The organism is Streptomyces sp. E-08 (assembly GCF_049913095.1).
GTDB lineage: Bacteria > Actinomycetota > Actinomycetes > Streptomycetales > Streptomycetaceae > Streptomyces.
This window is the reverse complement of the sequence record NZ_CP183971.1, coordinates 5,358,838-5,376,376: the sequence shown is the minus strand read 5'-3', so window position 1 is coordinate 5,376,376 and position 17,539 is coordinate 5,358,838. Positions and strand designations below refer to the sequence as shown.

19 protein-coding genes are annotated in these 17,539 nt (G+C 72.1%); 9 read left to right on the top strand and 10 right to left on the bottom strand.

Translation table 11 applies throughout. From position 1 onward, the window contains the following. Nucleotides 1-133 precede the first annotated feature (133 nt). The 5 genes from ACN9MM_RS24965 to ACN9MM_RS24945 all read left to right on the top strand — a co-directional run bounded on the left by ACN9MM_RS24965 (nucleotide 134) and on the right by ACN9MM_RS24945 (nucleotide 5,695). Complete coding sequence (locus tag ACN9MM_RS24965) at nucleotides 134-1,270, top strand: hypothetical protein (RefSeq protein WP_426365838.1); 1,137 nt, start codon at nucleotides 134-136, stop codon at nucleotides 1,268-1,270. Then, entirely contained in the window at nucleotides 1,267-2,481 is a 1,215-nt protein-coding gene (locus ACN9MM_RS24960; RefSeq protein ID WP_426365837.1) for a toxic anion resistance protein, read from the top strand. Before ACN9MM_RS24965 ends, ACN9MM_RS24960 begins: the two co-directional genes overlap by 4 nt. 116 nt (nucleotides 2,482-2,597) lie before the next feature. Next, on the top strand, nucleotides 2,598-4,166 hold the full coding sequence (locus tag ACN9MM_RS24955; protein ID WP_426365835.1) for a substrate-binding and vWA domain-containing protein: 1,569 nt from the start codon (nucleotides 2,598-2,600) through the stop codon (nucleotides 4,164-4,166). Continuing rightward, nucleotides 4,153-4,737, top strand: coding sequence for a hypothetical protein (locus ACN9MM_RS24950; RefSeq protein ID WP_426365834.1), 585 nt, complete (start codon nucleotides 4,153-4,155; stop codon nucleotides 4,735-4,737). The genes ACN9MM_RS24955 and ACN9MM_RS24950 overlap by 14 nt, the downstream gene beginning before the upstream one ends. A gap of 40 nt (nucleotides 4,738-4,777) precedes the next feature. Beyond that, the gene (locus tag ACN9MM_RS24945) at nucleotides 4,778-5,695 is read left to right on the top strand and encodes a poly-gamma-glutamate hydrolase family protein (protein ID WP_426365833.1); all 918 of its coding nucleotides are present in this window, start codon (nucleotides 4,778-4,780) and stop codon (nucleotides 5,693-5,695) included. Between the two features lie 124 nt (nucleotides 5,696-5,819). Here the strand turns inward: ACN9MM_RS24945 and ACN9MM_RS24940 are convergent, their stop codons facing one another. After that, nucleotides 5,820-7,637, bottom strand: a complete 1,818-nt coding sequence (locus ACN9MM_RS24940) for a phosphoenolpyruvate carboxykinase (GTP) (protein WP_426365832.1) — start codon at nucleotides 7,635-7,637, stop codon at nucleotides 5,820-5,822. A gap of 196 nt (nucleotides 7,638-7,833) precedes the next feature. Here ACN9MM_RS24940 and trhA point away from each other — a divergent pair, with 196 nt between their 5' ends. Together trhA and ACN9MM_RS24930 are read left to right on the top strand one after the other, a co-directional pair. Continuing rightward, nucleotides 7,834-8,520: a PAQR family membrane homeostasis protein TrhA gene (gene trhA / locus ACN9MM_RS24935; protein WP_426365831.1), complete on the top strand. Its 687-nt coding sequence runs from the start codon at nucleotides 7,834-7,836 to the stop codon at nucleotides 8,518-8,520. A gap of 9 nt (nucleotides 8,521-8,529) precedes the next feature. Continuing rightward, nucleotides 8,530-9,141, top strand: coding sequence for a TetR family transcriptional regulator (locus tag ACN9MM_RS24930; RefSeq protein ID WP_426365830.1), 612 nt, complete (start codon nucleotides 8,530-8,532; stop codon nucleotides 9,139-9,141). 43 nt (nucleotides 9,142-9,184) lie between these two features. On the opposite strand, the gene ACN9MM_RS24925 is transcribed toward ACN9MM_RS24930, so the two are convergent. From ACN9MM_RS24925 to ACN9MM_RS24915, 3 genes are read right to left on the bottom strand one after another with little or no spacing between them, the layout of a single operon-like run. Then, nucleotides 9,185-10,225 (bottom strand): glycoside hydrolase family 26 protein, encoded by a 1,041-nt coding sequence (locus ACN9MM_RS24925; RefSeq protein ID WP_426365829.1) that lies wholly within the window; start codon nucleotides 10,223-10,225, stop codon nucleotides 9,185-9,187. A gap of 1 nt (nucleotide 10,226) precedes the next feature. Then, on the bottom strand, nucleotides 10,227-10,874 hold the full coding sequence (locus ACN9MM_RS24920) for a vitamin K epoxide reductase family protein (RefSeq protein WP_426365828.1): 648 nt from the start codon (nucleotides 10,872-10,874) through the stop codon (nucleotides 10,227-10,229). An 18-nt stretch (nucleotides 10,875-10,892) separates the two neighbouring features. Beyond that, nucleotides 10,893-11,396 carry a DUF5949 family protein gene (locus tag ACN9MM_RS24915; RefSeq protein WP_426365827.1) on the bottom strand — a complete coding sequence of 168 codons (504 nt, stop codon included), beginning with the start codon at nucleotides 11,394-11,396 and terminating at the stop codon, nucleotides 10,893-10,895. Between the two features lie 150 nt (nucleotides 11,397-11,546). Between ACN9MM_RS24915 and ACN9MM_RS24910 the strand changes: the two genes are divergently transcribed. Next, nucleotides 11,547-11,963 (top strand): tyrosinase family oxidase copper chaperone, encoded by a 417-nt coding sequence (locus ACN9MM_RS24910; RefSeq protein WP_426365826.1) that lies wholly within the window; start codon nucleotides 11,547-11,549, stop codon nucleotides 11,961-11,963. Continuing rightward, nucleotides 11,947-12,813 (top strand): tyrosinase family protein, encoded by an 867-nt coding sequence (locus ACN9MM_RS24905; RefSeq protein WP_426365825.1) that lies wholly within the window; start codon nucleotides 11,947-11,949, stop codon nucleotides 12,811-12,813. Before ACN9MM_RS24910 ends, ACN9MM_RS24905 begins: the two co-directional genes overlap by 17 nt. 63 nt (nucleotides 12,814-12,876) lie before the next feature. Here the strand turns inward: ACN9MM_RS24905 and ACN9MM_RS24900 are convergent, their stop codons facing one another. The 6 genes from ACN9MM_RS24900 to ACN9MM_RS24875 all read right to left on the bottom strand — a co-directional run bounded on the left by ACN9MM_RS24900 (nucleotide 12,877) and on the right by ACN9MM_RS24875 (nucleotide 17,180). Beyond that, nucleotides 12,877-13,155 carry a chaplin gene (locus ACN9MM_RS24900; protein WP_041130985.1) on the bottom strand — a complete coding sequence of 93 codons (279 nt, stop codon included), beginning with the start codon at nucleotides 13,153-13,155 and terminating at the stop codon, nucleotides 12,877-12,879. Nucleotides 13,156-13,452: 297 nt separating this feature from the next. Next, a complete protein-coding gene (locus ACN9MM_RS24895; RefSeq protein WP_426365824.1) occupies nucleotides 13,453-13,965 on the bottom strand; it encodes a hypothetical protein in 513 nt (170 codons plus the stop codon). Between the two features lie 117 nt (nucleotides 13,966-14,082). After that, on the bottom strand, nucleotides 14,083-14,961 hold the full coding sequence (locus ACN9MM_RS24890) for a chaplin family protein (RefSeq protein WP_426365823.1): 879 nt from the start codon (nucleotides 14,959-14,961) through the stop codon (nucleotides 14,083-14,085). A gap of 233 nt (nucleotides 14,962-15,194) precedes the next feature. Next, the gene (locus tag ACN9MM_RS24885; protein WP_382864910.1) at nucleotides 15,195-15,476 is read right to left on the bottom strand and encodes a hypothetical protein; all 282 of its coding nucleotides are present in this window, start codon (nucleotides 15,474-15,476) and stop codon (nucleotides 15,195-15,197) included. Between the two features lie 223 nt (nucleotides 15,477-15,699). Further along, complete coding sequence (locus tag ACN9MM_RS24880) at nucleotides 15,700-16,665, bottom strand: hypothetical protein (protein ID WP_426365822.1); 966 nt, start codon at nucleotides 16,663-16,665, stop codon at nucleotides 15,700-15,702. A 275-nt stretch (nucleotides 16,666-16,940) separates the two neighbouring features. Beyond that, nucleotides 16,941-17,180, bottom strand: a complete 240-nt coding sequence (locus ACN9MM_RS24875) for a chaplin (protein WP_364281513.1) — start codon at nucleotides 17,178-17,180, stop codon at nucleotides 16,941-16,943. Between the last annotated feature and the right edge of the window lie 359 nt (nucleotides 17,181-17,539).

The window sequence follows — 17,539 nt, the reverse complement described above, 5'->3', positions numbered from 1 at the left end:
ACGAACCGCGCGGCCCGGGCGCCCACCACCAGGGCGCCACGACCCCCCGGGGGCCGGGGATACGGCAGCCTCCGCTCCGGTTCGGTACCGGGATCGCCCCTTCACCTCCCGTACACCCGACTCCCCCTGGAATGTGGGTTTCCGCGAGCACGCTGCCCGCGTGAGACGCATCCTGGGAATCGTCCTGGCCGTCCTGCTCCTCGGCGGCGTGGCCGCCGTCCTCGTGACGGGCGGCGACAAGGACACAGGCACGGCAACGAAGACCGTGCGAGGAGTCATCGGATCGGAGAAGGCCGAGTTCTTCGCCGATCCCCTGGTCGTGAAGGCCCTGGCCGCCAAGGGCTTCACCGTGAACACCGAGACCTCCGGGTCCTGGGACATGGAGGAACTGCCCCTCGGCGGCTACGACTTCGCCTTCCCGTCCTCCAAGGGGCCGGCCGACGAACTGCGCGCCAAGGCGCAGGACGCGGCGAAGGACAAGGCGCTGTCGGCCCCGCTGCGGCCCTTCTACTCGCCGCTCGTCGTCGTCGCCCACAGCGCCGCCGCCCAGGTCCTCGCCGGCAACGGCCTGGCGACCCTCGGCCCGCGCGGCACGAGCGGCACCCTGAAGATGGACGCCTACCTGGCGGCGGCGCGCGCCGACCGGACCTGGCAGCAGCTCAAGGGCTCCGCGGGACACGCCGAGCTGAGCGGCACCCTCTTCATCACCTCCACCGACCCGATGGCCTCCAGCTCCGGCGCCCTCTACCTCGCCGCCGCGAGCTACGTCGCCGACGGCGGCCGGGTCGCGGGCGACAAGGCCGCCGTCACCCGCACCGCACCGCTGCTGCGGAAGCTGGTCCAGGTGCAGGGCGCGCAGCAGTCCGGCTCGGACGCGCCCTTCCGGGACTTCGTCAGCGGCGTCGGCAACCCGCTCGTCCTCGTGTACGAGTCGCAGGTCGCCTCCCAGCTGCTCGCCGGCCGGCCCATGGGCGACCTCGTCGTCCTCTACCCGGACACCACGGTCAACAGCGACCACACCCTCGTACCGCTCACCGAGAACGGCCGCGCCCTCGGTGAACTCCTCTCCACCGAACCCGAGTTGCGCAGACTCGCGGTCCGCCACGGCTTCCGCCCCCAGGGCGCGGCGAGCGAGTTCACCGCCGCGACCGACGGCCACACCGAGTACCTCAACCAGACGCTGACCGGAGTCCGCCAGGCGCCCGTGCCCACCAGCAAGGTGCTGCACGAGATGGCGCTGCGGGCCCGCGACCAGGGGGACACCGCATGACCACGCCCGAGGATCCGAGAAGGACGATGGCCCTGACACCGCCCGAGCACGACACCCCGCTCGTCCTGACCCCGCCCGAGCCCGTGCCGGCCGTCCGCGCCGAGCAGGCCTCCGGCCTGGTACCGCTGGACGAGTCGGTCCGTACGGAGATGACCCGCCGGGCCGACGAGTACGTCGGCTCGCTCTCCGGACTCGACCCGCGCTCCCCCGAGTTCGCCGGCCGCATCGGTGAGATCGCGGCGCTCGGCGCGGGCGAGATGCGCGCCGCCGCGCAGCAGTCGAACCGGATGCTGGAGCGCACGGTCCGCTCCCTCGGCCAGGGCGGCGGCGACGCGCAGACGCGGGTCGGCTCCTCCCTCGTCGAACTCCGGCGCACGGTCGAGGACCTGGACCCCCGGGACGCCCCCGCCAAGGGCCTCAAGGGCCTGCTCTCGAAGCTGCCCGGCGGCAACAGGCTGCGCGACCACGTCGCCAAGTACGCCTCCTCGCAGGCCACGTTGAACCGGATCGTCGGCGCGCTGCGCGGCGGCCAGGACGAACTGAGCCGCGACAACGCCGCGTTGCTGACGGAGCGGGCCCGGCTGTGGGAGACCATGGGCAAGCTCCAGGAGTACGCGGTGCTCACCGACGCCCTCGACGCGGCCGTGGAGGAGCGCATCGCGCTCACCCCGGACCCGGCGCAGGCGGACACGCTCCGCGCCGACCTCCTCTTCCCGGTCCGCCAGAAGCACCAGGACCTGCTGACCCAACTCGCGGTCTGCGCCCAGGGATACCTGGCGATGGACGTGGTCCGCCGGAACAACGACGAGCTGATCAAGGGCGTGGACCGGGCGGCGACGACGACCCTGTCGGCGCTGCGGATCGCGGTGACGCTCGCCTCCGCGCTGGAGAACCAGCGGAAGGTCACCGAGCAGGTGATCGCGCTGCGCGCGACGACCGAGGGCATCGTCCGGGGCAACGCGGAGATGCTGGAGCGGCAGGCGGAGGAGATCCAGGTCCTGGCGGCGAACCCGGCCGTGGGCGCGGAGACGCTCCGTACCGCCTTCCAGCAGATCTACCGGACCCTCGACACCATCGACACGTACAAGGCGCGGGCGACGGAGTCCATGGCGGCCACGGTCGCCTCGCTGACGTCCGAGCTCCAGGAGGCGAGCGCCCACCTGGAGCGCAGCCGCCGCACCGGCGCCCTGGAGGGTGGCGGCCCCGCATGAGAACCCACGCAACGCCCCGCATGAGAACCCCCGCAGGGACCCGCATGAGAACGCACGCACGGACCCGCATCAGAACCCACGCAGCGCCCCGCACCAGCACCCACGCAGGGACCCGCATGAGAAACCGCACCTGGACCCGCACGGCCTCCGCCCTCGCGCTCGCCCTCCTCGCCACCGCCTGCTCCGGCGGCGGCGACGACCGGCCCGAGGACCACAGCACCGAGTTCAGGACCGGCACCCTCCGGGTCCTCGCCTCCTCCGAGCTGGCCGACATGGGCCCGGTCCTCGACGAGGCCGCCAAGGCGACCGGGATCACCGTCCGCCCCACCTACGCCGGCACCCTGGACGCCGTCGAGCGCATCGCGTCCGGCGAGGCGGACAAGGCCTACGACGCGGTCTGGCTCTCCTCCAACGACTACCTCCGGCTCCGCCCGGACACGGCGAAGAAGATCACCAGCGAGACGCCGGTGATGACCTCGCCGGTGGCGCTCGGGGTGCGGCCCGCCGCCGTCGCCCGGCTCGGCTGGGACCCGGCGAAGGTGACCTGGTCGCAGCTGCACCGGGCGGTCGCCGACGGGAAGCTGACGTACGGCATGACGGACCCGAAGCGCTCCAACTCCGGTTTCTCCGCGCTCGTCTCGGTCGCCTCGGGGCTCTCCGGCGCACAGTCGGCCCTCACCCAGAAGGACGTCGCCGGGGCCACGCCGAAGCTCAAGGAGTTCTTCACGGGCCAGAAGCTGACCTCGGGCTCCTCCGGCTGGCTCGCCACGGCCTACGCCCGCCGCACCGACGTCGACGCGCTCGTGAACTACGAGTCCGTGCTGCTGTCGGCGCCCGGGAAGCTGACCGTGATCCGGCCGTCGGACGGCGTCGTGACCGCCGACTACCCGCTCACCCTGCTGACCTCCGCCCGCGCCGAGGCCAAGGAGGCGGCGGGCCGGCTCACCACGTGGCTGCGCACCCCGGACGCCCAGCGGCGGATCACCGAGACGACCCTGCGCCGCCCGGTGGTCGCCGGGGTGCGGCCGGCCTCCGCGCTCGCCCGCGACCAGCGCCGCGAGCTGCCGTTCCCGGGCAGCCGGGCCGTCGCCGACGGGCTGCTCGACGCGTACGACAACACCCTGCGCAGGCCCTCCCGCACGGTCTACGTGCTCGACACCTCGGGCTCCATGGGCGGCGAGCGGCTCGACCGCCTGAAGTCGGCGCTCGCCGAGCTGACCGGCGACTTCCGGGACCGCGAGGAGGTGACCCTGATGCCCTTCGGCTCCTCGGTGAAGCAGAGCGAGGTCCGTACGCACACGGTCGACCCGGCCTCGCCGAAGGCGGCGCTCGACGCGATCCGCGCCGACTCCCAGAAGCTGTCGGCGTCCGGCGGCACCGCGATCTACACCAGCGTCCAGGAGGCGTACCGCTTCCTCGGCAGGACCCCGGGGGACGACACGTTCACCTCGGTCGTCCTGATGACCGACGGGGAGAACACCGACGGCGACCCGGCGGCCGCCTTCGACACCTTCTACCGCTCGCTCCCGGCCGGGCAGCAGCGCACGCCGGTCTTCCCGATCCTCTTCGGGGACTCGGACCGGGGAGAGCTCGCCCACCTCGCGAGCCTGACGGGCGGCAAGCTCTTCGACGCCACCCGGGGTTCGCTCGACGGAGCCTTCGAGGAGATCCGTGGGTACCAGTAGACGTCTGCTCGGGTACGTCGAGTCCCGCAAGAACCTCACCGGCAGCGCCTGCGGCCTGGCCGGTGTCGGGATCGCGCTCACCGGCGCGGCGGGCGGGCTCTGGCCGCTGGTGGTCGCGGGCCTGTACGCGGCGGGGGCGCTGATCGCCCCGCCCGAGCGTCCCGACACCCCGCTTTTCCCGAGCGCGGACGAGCAGCTCGACGCCCTGCGGGCCGACTTCACGACCCTGCGCGACTATCTGGCCGAGGTGGACCTGCCGCCCGCCGTCGGTGACCGGCTCACCGGGCTCGCCACCCTCGTCGAGGCCCTGCTCGAACCGGGCTGGGTGAGCGACCCGGACCACCTGCACGTCCTCGCCCGCGCGGTCCGCCAGGACGTCCCGGAGGCCGTCGACGCCTTCGTGCGGACCCGGTGGTGGTCGCGGTTCACGCCGGGCGCCGAGGCGCCGGAGAGTCACCTCGAACGCCAGCTGGCCGCGCTCCACGAGGAGATGACGGCGATCGCGGCCGCGCTGCGGGACGCGGAGGCGATCCGGCAGGAGACCCACACCCGCTACGTGGAGGATCGATGACTCCGAGCGACGGCACCCGAAGATCAACTATGTTGCGAGCATGACACTTTCACCGCGTCCCGCGTCCCGCCGCACCGTTCTGACCGCCTTCGCTGCGGCCGCCACGGCGGGCGCCCCGCTCCTCGGCCAGCTCGCCTCCGCCGCCCCGGCCGCCGCCGCGGCGGACCCGGGCGAGTACGCCTCGAACACCGCGCTGTACAACGACCCGGCCCGCGTCGAGGGCACCGCGTACGGCCGCCGCTACAAGAGACACCAGGTGATCGACCCCGACCTGGACAAGAAGTCCGCGTTCCCGCGCACCGCGATCCTCGCCCTGCACGGCGGCGGCATCGAGATCGGCACGAGCGAACTCGCCCTGGGCATCGCCGGCTACGACCCGGGCAACATCACGTCGACCGCGCCGGCGCTCCTCCCGACCACGTACGACTACTTCCTCTTCGAGGGCCTGCTGTCCTCGGGCAACAAGGACCTGCACGTCACGTCGAGGAACTGCGACGACCACGTGGCACTGTCGCTCGCCGCGAGCCACCTCAACGTCCTGTCGCTGCACGGCTGCCAGTACGACCAGCTGGGCATGCCCGAGCCCATGATCTGGCCGCCGGCCAACGACCCGCGCCTCGCCGTCGTCGGCGGTCTCAACCCGGACTTCCGCGCGGCGCTGGTGTACGAGATCGACAAGGCGGGCTTCCCGGTGGTCGACGCCTTCGACGAGCGGTACCTCACCCGCCTCCAGGACTTCAACGGCAGCCACGTCACCAACCCGTGCAACCTCACGATGCTCCGCAAGGGCGCCCAGATCGAGATGACGACGGAGCTGCGCCAGAGCCTCTTCGGCGACTCCAGCTCCCGCTCGCGGCGCGCGTCGACCTGGAACAAGTCGAACGGTCAGTTCGAGGCATTCCGTGACGCCTGCCGCCGCGCGATCGCGACCGTCGAGGCGGCGCAGCCGATCCTGTAGCCGGACATGCGCCGGCCCCCGGGGCCTGAGGGGGCTCCGGGGGCCGGTTGCGTCGTGATGGACCGTCGTGACCCCACTGGTCAGGGCGGTGTTTCGGGGCAGCCCACCACGAGTCTCGGGGGATCTAGCCCAGGCGCTCCACGAGCGCGTGGTACTCGTCCCACAGCTCCTTCGGCGTGTGGTCGCCGAAGGTGTTCAGGTGGTCCGGGACGAGGGCGGCCTCTTCGCGCCACACGTCACGGTCGACCTTGAGGAGGAACTCCAGGTCCTCGGCCGGCAGGTCGAGGCCTTCGGTGTCGAGGGACTCCGCGGTCGGCAGGACTCCGATCGGGGTCTCGACGCCCTCGGCCTTGCCGTCGAGGCGCTCGACGATCCACTTCAGGACGCGGCTGTTCTCGCCGAAGCCGGGCCAGACGAACTTGCCGGCGTCGTTCTTGCGGAACCAGTTCACGTAGTAGATCTTCGGCAGCTTCGCCTGGTCGGCTTCGGCGCCCACCTTGACCCAGTGGGCCATGTAGTCGCCCATGTTGTAGCCGCAGAACGGCAGCATGGCGAAGGGGTCGCGGCGCAGCTCGCCGACCTTGCCCTCGGCGGCGGCGGTCTTCTCGGAGGCGACGTTCGCGCCGAGGAAGACACCGTGGTTCCAGTCGAACGACTCGGTGACCAGCGGGACCGCGGAGGCGCGGCGGCCGCCGAAGAGGATCGCGGAGATCGGGACGCCCTTGGTGTCCTCCCACTCCGGGGCGATCGTCGGGCACTGCCCGGCCGGGACGGTGAAGCGGGCGTTCGGGTGGGCGGCCGGGGTCTCGGACTCCGGCGTCCAGTCGTTGCCCTTCCAGTCCGTGAGGTGCGCGGGGGCCGTCTCGGTCATCCCCTCCCACCACACGTCGCCGTCGTCGGTGAGCGCGACGTTCGTGAAGACGGAGTTGCCCCAGAGGGTCTTCATGGCGTTGGCGTTGGTGTGCTCGCCGGTGCCGGGCGCGACGCCGAAGAAACCGGCCTCGGGGTTGATCGCGTACAGGCGACCGTCCTCGCCGAAGCGCATCCAGGCGATGTCGTCGCCGATGGTCTCGACGGTCCAGCCGGAGATCGTGGGCTCCAGCATGGCCAGGTTGGTCTTGCCGCAGGCCGACGGGAAGGCGGCGGCGACGTACTTGGCCTCGCCCTGCGGCGGGGTGAGCTTGAGGATCAGCATGTGCTCGGCGAGCCAGCCCTCGTCACGCGCCATGACGGAGGCGATGCGGAGCGCGTAGCACTTCTTGCCGAGCAGGGCGTTGCCGCCGTAGCCCGAGCCGTACGACCAGATCTCGCGGCTCTCGGGGAAGTGCGAGATGTACTTGGTGGTGTTGCAGGGCCACGGCACGTCCTCCTGGCCCTCCGCCAGGGGGGCGCCGAGGGTGTGGACGGCCTTCACGAAGAAGCCGTCGGTGCCGAGCTCGTCGAGGACGGCCTGTCCCATGCGGGTCATGGTGCGCATGGAGACGGCGACGTACGCGGAGTCGGTGATCTCGACGCCGATGGCGGAGAGCGGGGAGCCGACCGGGCCCATGCAGAAGGGCACGACGTACATGGTGCGACCGCGCATGGAGCCGCGGAAGATGCCCTTCTCGCCCGCGAAGATCTCCTTCATCTCCGCCGGGGCCTTCCAGTGGTTGGTCGGGCCCGCGTCCTCCTCCTTCTCGGAGCAGATGAAGGTCCGGTCCTCGACGCGCGCGACGTCGGACGGGTCGGAGGCGGCGTAGTACGAGTTCGGGCGCTTCACCGGGTCGAGCTTCTTGAAGGTCCCCTTGGCGACGAGCTCCTCGCACAGGCGCTCGTACTCGGCCTCGGATCCGTCGCACCAGACGATGTTGTCCGGCTGGGTGATCTCGGCGATCTCGTTCACCCAGGAGACGAGCTCCTGGTGCTGGGTGGGAAGGGGAGCCGCGTTGTCGCGCGCCACGATTGCTCCTTGTTGAGGGGTGTATTCGCTGTATGCCCCGTGGGGGCTGCGACCCGGATGCGTCGTAGCTGCTCATCCGGTGCCGACCGCACTCATTTGATCATCCGACGGATTCGCCCATATGTCCAGGGGGGTGCACACGTGAGCATCGCCACTCATGTCCGGTACCTACGGGGGCGTAGCTAGGATCGTTTCCATGACTGCAGCCACGCCGGAAGTGACCCCGACCGAGCGCTCCCTGTCGCTCCCGACGAAGCCCCGGCTCCGAGGATGGCTGCACGCGGGCATGTTCCCCGCCGTGATCGTCGCGGGCCTCGTGCTCGTCGCGTTCTCCGACTCGCCCCGCGCCCGCGTCGCCTGCGGGATCTACGTCCTCACCGCCTGCCTGCTCTTCGGCGTCAGCGCGCTCTACCACCGCGGCGACTGGGGCCCGCGCGGCGAGGCCGTGCTCCGGCGCCTCGACCACGCCAACATCTTCCTGATCATCGCGGGCACCTACACCCCGCTCAGCCTGCTGCTGCTCCCCGACTCCACCGCGAAGCCGCTCATGTGGGCGGTCTGGGCCGCGGCCGCCGCCGGCATCGCCTTCCGCGTCTTCTGGGTCGGCGCCCCTCGCTGGCTGTACACGCCCTGCTACATCGCGATGGGCTGGGCCGCCGTCTTCTTCCTGCCCGACTTCATGCGCACCGGCGGCATCGCCGTCCTCGTGCTCGTGATCGTCGGCGGACTGCTCTACAGCGTGGGCGGCGTCATCTACGGCATGAAGCGCCCGAACCCCTCCCCGCGCTGGTTCGGCTTCCACGAGGTCTTCCACTCGCTGACCCTCGCGGCCTTCATCGTCCACTACGTCGGCATCTCCCTGGTGGCGTACCAGCACGCCTGACCTGGGACCATGAAGGTCATGACCGACCGCCCCGGCCTGCGCGAACGCAAGAAGGCGAAGACCCGCGCGGCGATCCGGAAGGCCACCTACCGGCTCGCCGCCGAGCACGGCTGGGACGCCGCCACCACCGACCGGATCGCCGATGCCGCCGAGGTCTCCCCCTCCACCGTCGCGCGCTACTTCCCGGTGCGGGAGGACATCCTCCTCACCGACGAGAACGACGAGCTCCTCGAAGCCCGGCTGCGCGCCCGCCCCGCCGCCGAGGAACCGCTCGAATCGCTCCGGGCGGTCGTCGTCGAGGCCGTCCGCACGGCCCTCGCCGAGGAGCCCGCGGAGACCCGGCTGCGCGCCCGGCTCATGGTGGAGATCCCCGCCGTGCGCGCCCGGCTCACCGAGACCACCGCCGCGACCGGCCGCCGCCTCGCCCGCGCGATCGCCGACCGCACCGGACGGGACGCGGACGACCTGGAGGTACGGATCTTCACGGCGGCGGTCCTGGGCGCGCTGCGCGAGGCGACCGTCCACTGGGCCGAGCACGGCCGCACCGACGACCTCGTCGCCCTCCTGGACCGCACGGTGGACACCCTCAAGACGGGTCTGACCCCCTCAGGACCGGCCTGACCTCCTCACGGCCCGCCTGCCCCCCCCTCACGGACCGGCATCCTCACGGACGCCCCGGAGCCCCCAGCGCACCCCTGACGATCCGCGCCGACTCCGGGTTGTCGGCGCACCCCCACACCCCGTGCGGGCAGTAGTCGGTGACGGTCTGGTAGACGGGCCGGTGCGCCGCGAACCAGTCGAGCATCCCCCGCACGTACGCCGGGTTGTCCCCGTTCCTGAACAGCCCCCACTCCGGGTACGAGACGGGCTTCCCGTGCTCCGCCGCGAAGCGCACCTGGTGCGCGAGCCCGTACTCCTCGTCCACCTGCTCCTCGAAGGAGAGCCCCGCGGGCTGGTCGTAGGCGTCCATCCCGATGATGTCGACGACGTCGTCGCCCGGGTAGCAGAGCGGCCAGGCGATCGCGTCGAGCCCCCGGCTCGGCGTGAAGTCGAAGCGGAACCGCTGCCCGGGCACCCCCCGCAGCACCTCCACGACCCGCCGCCAGTACGCCTTCCAGGCCGTCGGGTCCGGACCGCAGCGATGGCTGTACGTGGTGCCGTTCATCTCCCAGCCGAGCACCAGGACCGCGTCGCCGAGCCCGTGCGCCACGAGCCGCTCCCCCAGGGTCCTGAAGTGCCCGTCGTATCCGCCGCCGGCGCCCCGCCGCAGCCCCGCGCGCACCTCGGCGTCCGGCAGTCCGGCCTCGTTGCGGTCGAGCAGCGGCACGTTCAGCACGAAGAGGCGCCCGGGACGCCCGGTCTTCCAGCGCGCCCAGGGCCCGAAGAGCACCGGATGCCCCTCGATGTTGGACCAGCGGTCGCCCGGCAGATAGGTGTGACCGACCGTCAGGGAGTCCCCGCCGAGCCAGTCCTGCGCCTGCGCGATCCGCCGCACCCCGGCCTCGTCGGAGCCGGTGAAGAACCCCGACGGCACGCCCGTCAGCGGCTTCGGCGCCACCTCCGGCGCGGTCCGCTCCCCGGTGTGCCGGCCGCCGGGCGCGATCCGGTCGGGCACGAGGAGGAACACGGCGACGGCCGCGAGCAGCACGGTCAGTGCGGCCCGCGGCCGGGTGAGCCGGGAGGTCCAGGAGGGTGTCCGGCTCACGTCAGCTCGTCCAGAAGTCCCACCAGCGGGTCAGGATCAGCATCCCGATGATCCCGATGTGCAGGACGGGGAGGGCGAAGGTGAACTCGCCGAGGAAGGTCCGCAGCCCGGCCGGAGCGGGCAGGACGCGCTCCCGGACGTTGTGCGCGGTGACGTACCAGAACATGAGGATGGTCGCGACCCAGGCGAGGCAGCACCACAGGCAGAGCGCGTTGATCTCGTACAGCGACTGGTACATCAGCCAGGTGCAGAAGCCGACCCCGAAGAGCATCCCGGCGTTGAGGCCGAGCCAGAACCAGGCCCGGTACCGGGCCCCGGCGAGCAGCCCGGCCCCGACGGCGACGACGACGGCGTACGTGACGAGCCCGAGCATCGGGTTCGGGAAGCCGAACACCGCCGCCTGCTCGCTCTTCATGATGTTGCCGCAGGACACGACCGGGTTCAGGCTGCACCCGGGCTGGAAGGCGGGGTCCTCCAGGAGCAGGAACTTGTCGATCGTGATCACCCAGCCGGCGAGCACGCCCGCCGCCCCGGTGACGAGCAGCAGCCGGGCGAGGGCCCGGCTCGCGCCGATCGGCCCGCCGGTCTCCCGTGCGGTCTCGTCCTGCCGCTGCCCCGGCACCCCGCCCCGTACGTTCGCCGTCGCCATGACGCCGCCCCTTCCCGCTCAGCCCTGGATGCGGCGGACCGGCAGCAGGACGTGGGCGCTGTCGGCGAGCATCTCCTCGTCCGACACGAAGGCCCGCAGCAGCGCCTCGTCGACGGGCTGTCCGGGCACGCCCTCGGACCAGGGCCGCACGGAGCAGATGAAGTAGACCTTGCCCTGCTCGCGGGCGGCCGCCTGCCACTCGGCGGGCACCGGGCACTGCACCTTCAGGAACGGCAGCGTGAGGACGGCCGATCCGCCCTCGACGAGCAGCGTGGCCTTGATGCCGGCGTCCTGGTCCAGGTCGAAGAGGCGGTCGCCGACCGAGAGGCCCATCGACTCCAGGGCCGCGCGCATCGCCTGCTGACCGGCCTCCGGCCCGTCCCGGCCGTCGCCGAGCGAATACGCCATCAGGAAGGGCGTCCCCGCCGATTCGGCGGAGGGCTCGCTGGACCACGGAATCACCGTGAGAGTTCCCAGCGGAGAGGCGCTGCGCGCCGAGGAGACGACGTTGGAAGTGGTCATGAATCCGGATGCTAGACCTCCAACCATCCTTTCCCCGCGCCGAATTCACTCGAACGGCCGACATTCACGCCGCTGGCATGTCGGGCGCAACGAACCCGGGTTTTCATCGTTGTGCCCTGAGGGCATAAGCCGACCACCAGGAGATCACTGATGATCGTCCCGCGCCGCGTCGCACTGCGGTCCCTGTTCGCCCTGGCCGTCACCGCCTTCACGGGCGGTGCGCTCGGCCGTGTCGCGACCCGACCGGAACCGGACCTGTCCGCATCGGGGGGTACGCGCGACCCGCACGCCTTCGACGAGATGTACCGGGGCCGTCGCCTCCTGGGCTTCTCCGGCCCCGGCGGCGAGCCGACGGCCCTCGTCGACGGCCGTCAGCTGCACCTGATGCGCTGCGCCGACGGCGGCTGGGTCAGCCCGATCGACCACTACGAGTCCTGCCCGACGCCCCTGGCGGCCACCCGCGCGGCCGTGGACGAGCTGGGCACGGCCCGGCTCTCCGCGCTCGCGGCCGCCCACGGCGTCCCCACCGGCCCTACGGGAGGGAGCCCGCGTGGTGTACACGCGTAAGAACCAGCGCGATCTGACCGGCGCCGAGCGCCGCAGGTTCGTCGCCGCCGTCCTGGAGCTCAAGCGGACCGGCGCGTACGACCGCTTCGTCCGCACTCACATCGACCACTACACGGCCGACGGGGAGGGCCGGCTCCGGATCGCCCACATGACGCCGAGCTTCCTGCCCTGGCACCGGAAGTTCCTGCTGGAGTTCGAGACGGCCCTGCGCCGGATCGACCCGGCGGTCTCCGTCCCGTACTGGGACTGGACCCGGGACAACTCCCCGGCCTCCTCGATCTGGCGCGAGGACTTCATGGGCGGCAACGGCCGCCGGGCCGACCTCCAGGTGATGACGGGGCCCTTCGCCGCTGCCACGGGGCGGTGGACGATCACCCAGTCGATGACCGACACCCGGTACCTGACCAGGGACTTCGGCCGTCCCCACGACCCGATCGCGCTCCCCACCCCGGCCCAGCTCGACGCCGTGATGCGCGAGCGGGTGTACGACGCGGCTCCCTGGAACTCGACGAGCGCCACCGGCTTCCGCAACGCCCTGGAGGGCTGGGCACCGGGCCGGGGCAACGAACGGTTCCGGATCCACAACCGGGTGCACCGCTGGGTCGGCGGCCTGATGCTCGGCGGCGGCTCCGTGAACGACCCGGTCTTCTGGCTGCACCACTCCTTCGTCGACCTGGTCTGGTCGCGCTGGCAGCAGCGCAACCCCGGGGCCGCCTACCTGCCGGCGGAGCCGCCGCCGCTGGGTGACGCGCAGTACCGCAAGGTCGCCGCCCGGCACGAGCCGATGGCGCCCTGGGGGGTGACCCCGGCGTCGATGTTCGACCACAGCCGGATCTACCGCTACGCCTGAGCCCCGCACACGGATGTCCCCCCGGCCGTCGGCCGGGGGGACATCCGTGGGGAACGAGGGGGATCAGCCGCCGTAGCCGCCGTCGCCGTGCCCGTGGCCGCCGTCGGCGTTGATGCAGGTGTTGCCGAACGCCGGGTTCAGCAGACCGATGACGTTGACGGTGTTGCCGCAGAGGTTGACCGGGACGTGGACCGGGACCTGGACGACGTTGCCGGAGGCGACACCGGGCGAGTGGGCGGCGACGGCCTCGGCGCCCGAGTCGGCGACGGCCAGGCCGGCTCCGCTGAGGGCAACGGCACCCGTGCCGGCGAGAACAGCGGCAGCCTTCGCGATGCGAGACATCAAGAACTCCTTGGACGTGGAAAGCGACCGCAGGAATCACGGCCGTCACTTCCGTTCAACGCCGATACCCGGTGCGGGTCACGGCCTTTGGGCCGAACGGGAAGAAGGAAAACCTAAAAAATGGCCCGCGGCCCGAACGCGTCCGCCGCCGGATACGACGGAACGCCTTCGGCCCGCGGGCCGTGGCCATGCGACAAGCCTTCTCTTGCAACGACCGGGAGCCCTTGGGGTGGCGGGGAAGAATCGTGTCTTCACCCGCCCGGTCAATGGTCGTACGAATGAGCGGACCCGGACGGGTCAGCCCGCGTCCGGCGCCAGACCCAGCTGGGGGTCGAGGGCTCCGCTGAGCACCGGTGTGAGGAGACCGACCTCGGGCTTCGCGAGGCCCGGCAGACCGGCGAGCCCGTTGCCGCGCGGGGCCTCCACCGGGTTGCCGACGACGGCGCCGGGGGTGGCCGCCTTCATCTCGGAGTGCGGGCTGCTGAACAGGGCGCGGCCGGGCTCGCTGCCCTTGAGGAGCTCGGGCAGCGGCGCGTCGACGACGGTCTCCGGCAGGGTTCCGGTGAGCGGGACGCTGGGCAGGGCCACGTCCGGGAGGGCGCCGAGGCCCTTCTGGAAGCCGGTGGGCGCGCCGGGCATCGGCACGGGAACGCCGGTCGCCACGGTCGGCGCGTCCATCGGCAGGACCGGCTCCAGGCCCTGGAGCGGAACGATCACCGGGGCCTCGACGGCGGCGGCGGGAGAGGCCAGGGCGGCGGAGGCGAGTGCGGTCATGAGGAGGCCCATGCCCGCGTGAGAACGCAGATTCATGTGAGGAGAACGAGCCCCTCGGCCCAAACGTCGCGGGACTAACCCATGTGCAGCAACGCGCAGGGCCCTCACCGGTGAAGGCGAGGGCCCCGGTTGACGCGGATCCGGCGGGCGGGGTCAGTGCCGGCGGGCGATCCGTCCGCCGCGGAGGTACACGACGGTGCCGCCGATGATCAGGGCGGCGCTGATCGCGGCCGCACCCATGAGGACGGGCTCGCTGCCGGTGTCGGGGAGCTGCGGGTGGCCGGGGTGACCGGGGTGACCGGGCGTCGTCGGCGGGTGCGACGGCTGCTCGCAGTCCTCGCTGTAGCCGGAGTCCTCGCAGTCACCGGGCCCGCCCGGGTGGCCCGGCGGGGTGGTGTGGGTGGGAGGCGTCGTGGTCGGCGGCTGCTCGCAGTCCTCCCCGTACCCGGAGTCCTCGCAGTCACCGGGCCCGCCCGGGTGGCCCGGCGGGGTGGTGTGGGTGGGAGGCGTGGTGTGCGTGGGAGGGGTCGTGGTGGGAGGCGACGTCGGCGGGTGCGTCGTCGGCGGGTGGGTCGGCGGGTGCGTCGTCGGCGGGTGGGTCGGCGGGTGCGTCGTCGGCGGGTGCGTCGGCGGGTGCGTCGTCGGCGGGTGCGTGGGCGGGTGCGTCGGGGGATGCGTCGGCGGGTGCGTCGGCGGCTGGGTGGGGGGATGCGTCGGCGGGTGGGTCGGAGGGTGGGTCGGAGGATGCGTGGGAGGCTCCGACGGCCCACCCGGCTCCTCGCCGTAGCCGCCGGAATCCTCCTCGTGGGCGCAGAGGTCACCGACGGCCTCCGCGACCAAGCCGCCGAGCTCCATGCTCTTGCCGCAGACGTCCGCGGGAAGGGGGGCCTGGACATGACCGGCCGCGCCGGAGCCGGGCCCGTCGCCCGCACCGGCGTGGGCGCTCGCGGCCAGGGCGAGACCGCCGCTCAGCGACAGGATGCCCGTCGCTGCCGCCGCGGTGAGTACTTTCCTGCTGATGATGGACCGCATACCGCTCTTCCTCTGGAGAAAGGGAGAGACCGGCGAGGATCCCCCCTCGCTCCGACCGGCCTGATCCGCACCGACGTTCCTATGGGATCGGCCAGAGGCTATGGGTCGGCACCCGGTGGAGATCCGGGGCCACACGGCAGCTGATCAGAAAATCATTCGATCAGCCGACCGTGAGGAACGGTGGCACCGAGGCCTCCGTAAATGCCCGTGGGAAGGGTGGTACTGAGGGGGCGTCAGCCGCCCAGCGGGAGGCCACCGGGGACCGGGAGGCCACCGAGCAGCGGGGCGCCCTTGGTGGCGGTGTTCAGCTGGTCCGCCGCCTTGGTGACGGTCTGGACCGGGGAGCCGTCCGTGGTGCTGCTCAGCATGTCGCTCTTCAGCCCGTTGGCGGCGATCGCCTCGAGGCCACCGTTGAGGCTGGTGGGGGTCATCGCCTCGGCGGCCATGGCGGGCGCGGCAGCACCCAGGGCCATCAGCGAACCTGCGACGACCGCGGCGACCTTGGTGGGCTTCATGGAGTGAATCCTTCCTCTGTACTTTCAAGTCACGTTCTGTACAGGGTTCTTGGCCGAATCCTGTACATCGTTCTGCTTCTGTAACGAGAGGTGAGCGCCCCGGAAACTCCGGGAGGAAGGATTTCTCGGTACTGCACCCGATCGATGCGGGCCGGTGCTATTTGCCGATCGCACGCGCCCGCACCGGCCCGGGGGACACCGGGCCGGTGCGGGCGGCGGGGCGCTACCGGACGGGCAGCGGGGGCTTGGCCGGCAGGTCGGGCGCGGCGGCCGGCGGGTCGACGGGCAGCTCGGGCGCGGTGACCGGGAGCGTCGGGAGCGCGGGCAGTCCGGCCAGGTCCGGCGCGGGCAGCCCGCTGCCGAGCACGGTGGCGACGGCCAGGTTGACCAGCGAGGTCAGCGTGGAGGTGGCCTGCGGGACGACTCCGCCGGCGTCGCCGGAGGTGACGGCGGCGAGCAGGGCGGCGACCGCCTTCTCGACGCTCGCGAGGGCGTCGTCCACGACGTCCGCCGGGGCGGCCTCCGCGCCGGCCACGACGGGCAGGACGACGGGGGGCTTCACCGGCAGGCCGGCGGCGGGGGGCGCGACCGGGAGGCCGGCGGCGGGCGGCGCGACCGGGAGGTCCGCGGCCGGAGGTGTCACGGGGAGGTCGGCGGCGGGAGGCGTCACCGGCAGGTCGGCGGCCGGGGGCGTCACCGGCAGGTCGGCGGCCGGGGGCGTCACCGGCAGGTCGGCGGCCGGGGGCGTCACCGGGGTGTCCGGTGCGGGGGTGTCCGGTCTCGGGGTGTCCGGGAGCGGTGCCGGTGCGGGGGTGTCCGGTGCCGGGGTGTCCGGGAGCGGGGTGTCCGGGAGCGGGGTGTCCGGGAACGGGGCCGTGGCCTTCGCCTCGGCGACCGCCGCGGCGATCTCGGCCTTGAGGGCCTCGGCGTCGGCCGCGGACAGTCGGCCGGAGTCGGCCTCGAGCGCGGCCGTGACGAGTTCGGTCACGGGGGTGGTCACCGAGCCGAGCGCGCCGAGCGCGTCGGCCTGGGCCAGCAGGGCGGCCGCGTCGGGGAGGGGCGCGTGCGCGGCCCGGTCGGCCGCGGTGGACGGGTGGTTTTCGCCGGCGAAGGCGGGACCCGCCGTGCCGAGGGTGATGGCGGCGGATATCGCCAGGGCGGTGAGACGGCGTGTAGCCAGGGGACGCATATGTGTTCCTTTTCCTTATGCGTCGGACAACTGCTCTCTCACGGTGCCTGCGGGTATAGCCCTCCGCAACCGCGAAACTACCGAGCGCCACGACCCCGTTCGAGTGAATCCGCCCCTCGACCTGCCCCCCGGAGGGGCGTACGCCGTTGCACCGAACGGCGCACGAGGGTGCGCCCGAACGAGTACCGAACCAGTGCCGACAAGGAAAAAGCCGGTGCGCCCACCCCGGCGGGGCGGGCGCACCGGCTTCGGAAGGACCGATCAGGCGTGCGCGATCAGGCGTTGACGCAGGTGTTGCCGAAGGCCGGGTTCAGCGCGCCGATGACGCTGACGGTGTTGCCGCAGAGGTTGACCGGGATGTGCACCGGGACCTGGACGACGTTGCCGGAGGCGACACCGGGGGACTTCACGGCCGCAGCCTCGGCGCCGGCGTCGGCGGCGGCGGCGCCGGCGGCACCGGCGACGGCAGCGGCGGCACCCACGGTCAGGACAACGGCCTTGGCGATACGGGACATGGGGAGGTGCTCCTCGATCGAATTCATCCAACTCGGACTGCGCGGGCTGTTCGGCCCGACTCCCTCAACAACGCCCCCGGTTTTCATCGGTTGCTCTCCCGAACGGGTGACGTTCAACCGATCTTTGGGCCATAAGAGGGCCATTGGAGGGACTGGGCGCGGAATGGCGCAACACGCTCAACGAGGAACCAGCCTCACAGATACGGGAGTTAGCGTTTCCGGGCATCTAATGCTTACTATCGCCCCGCATCGGGGTTATAACGTTCCCGAACGTTGCTTCCGGGCCCGCCGCGCGTTCACCCATTTCGTGCGGACGACACCTTCTTCTCCCCCGGCCTACTCGGGTCTTCCCTCCCTTC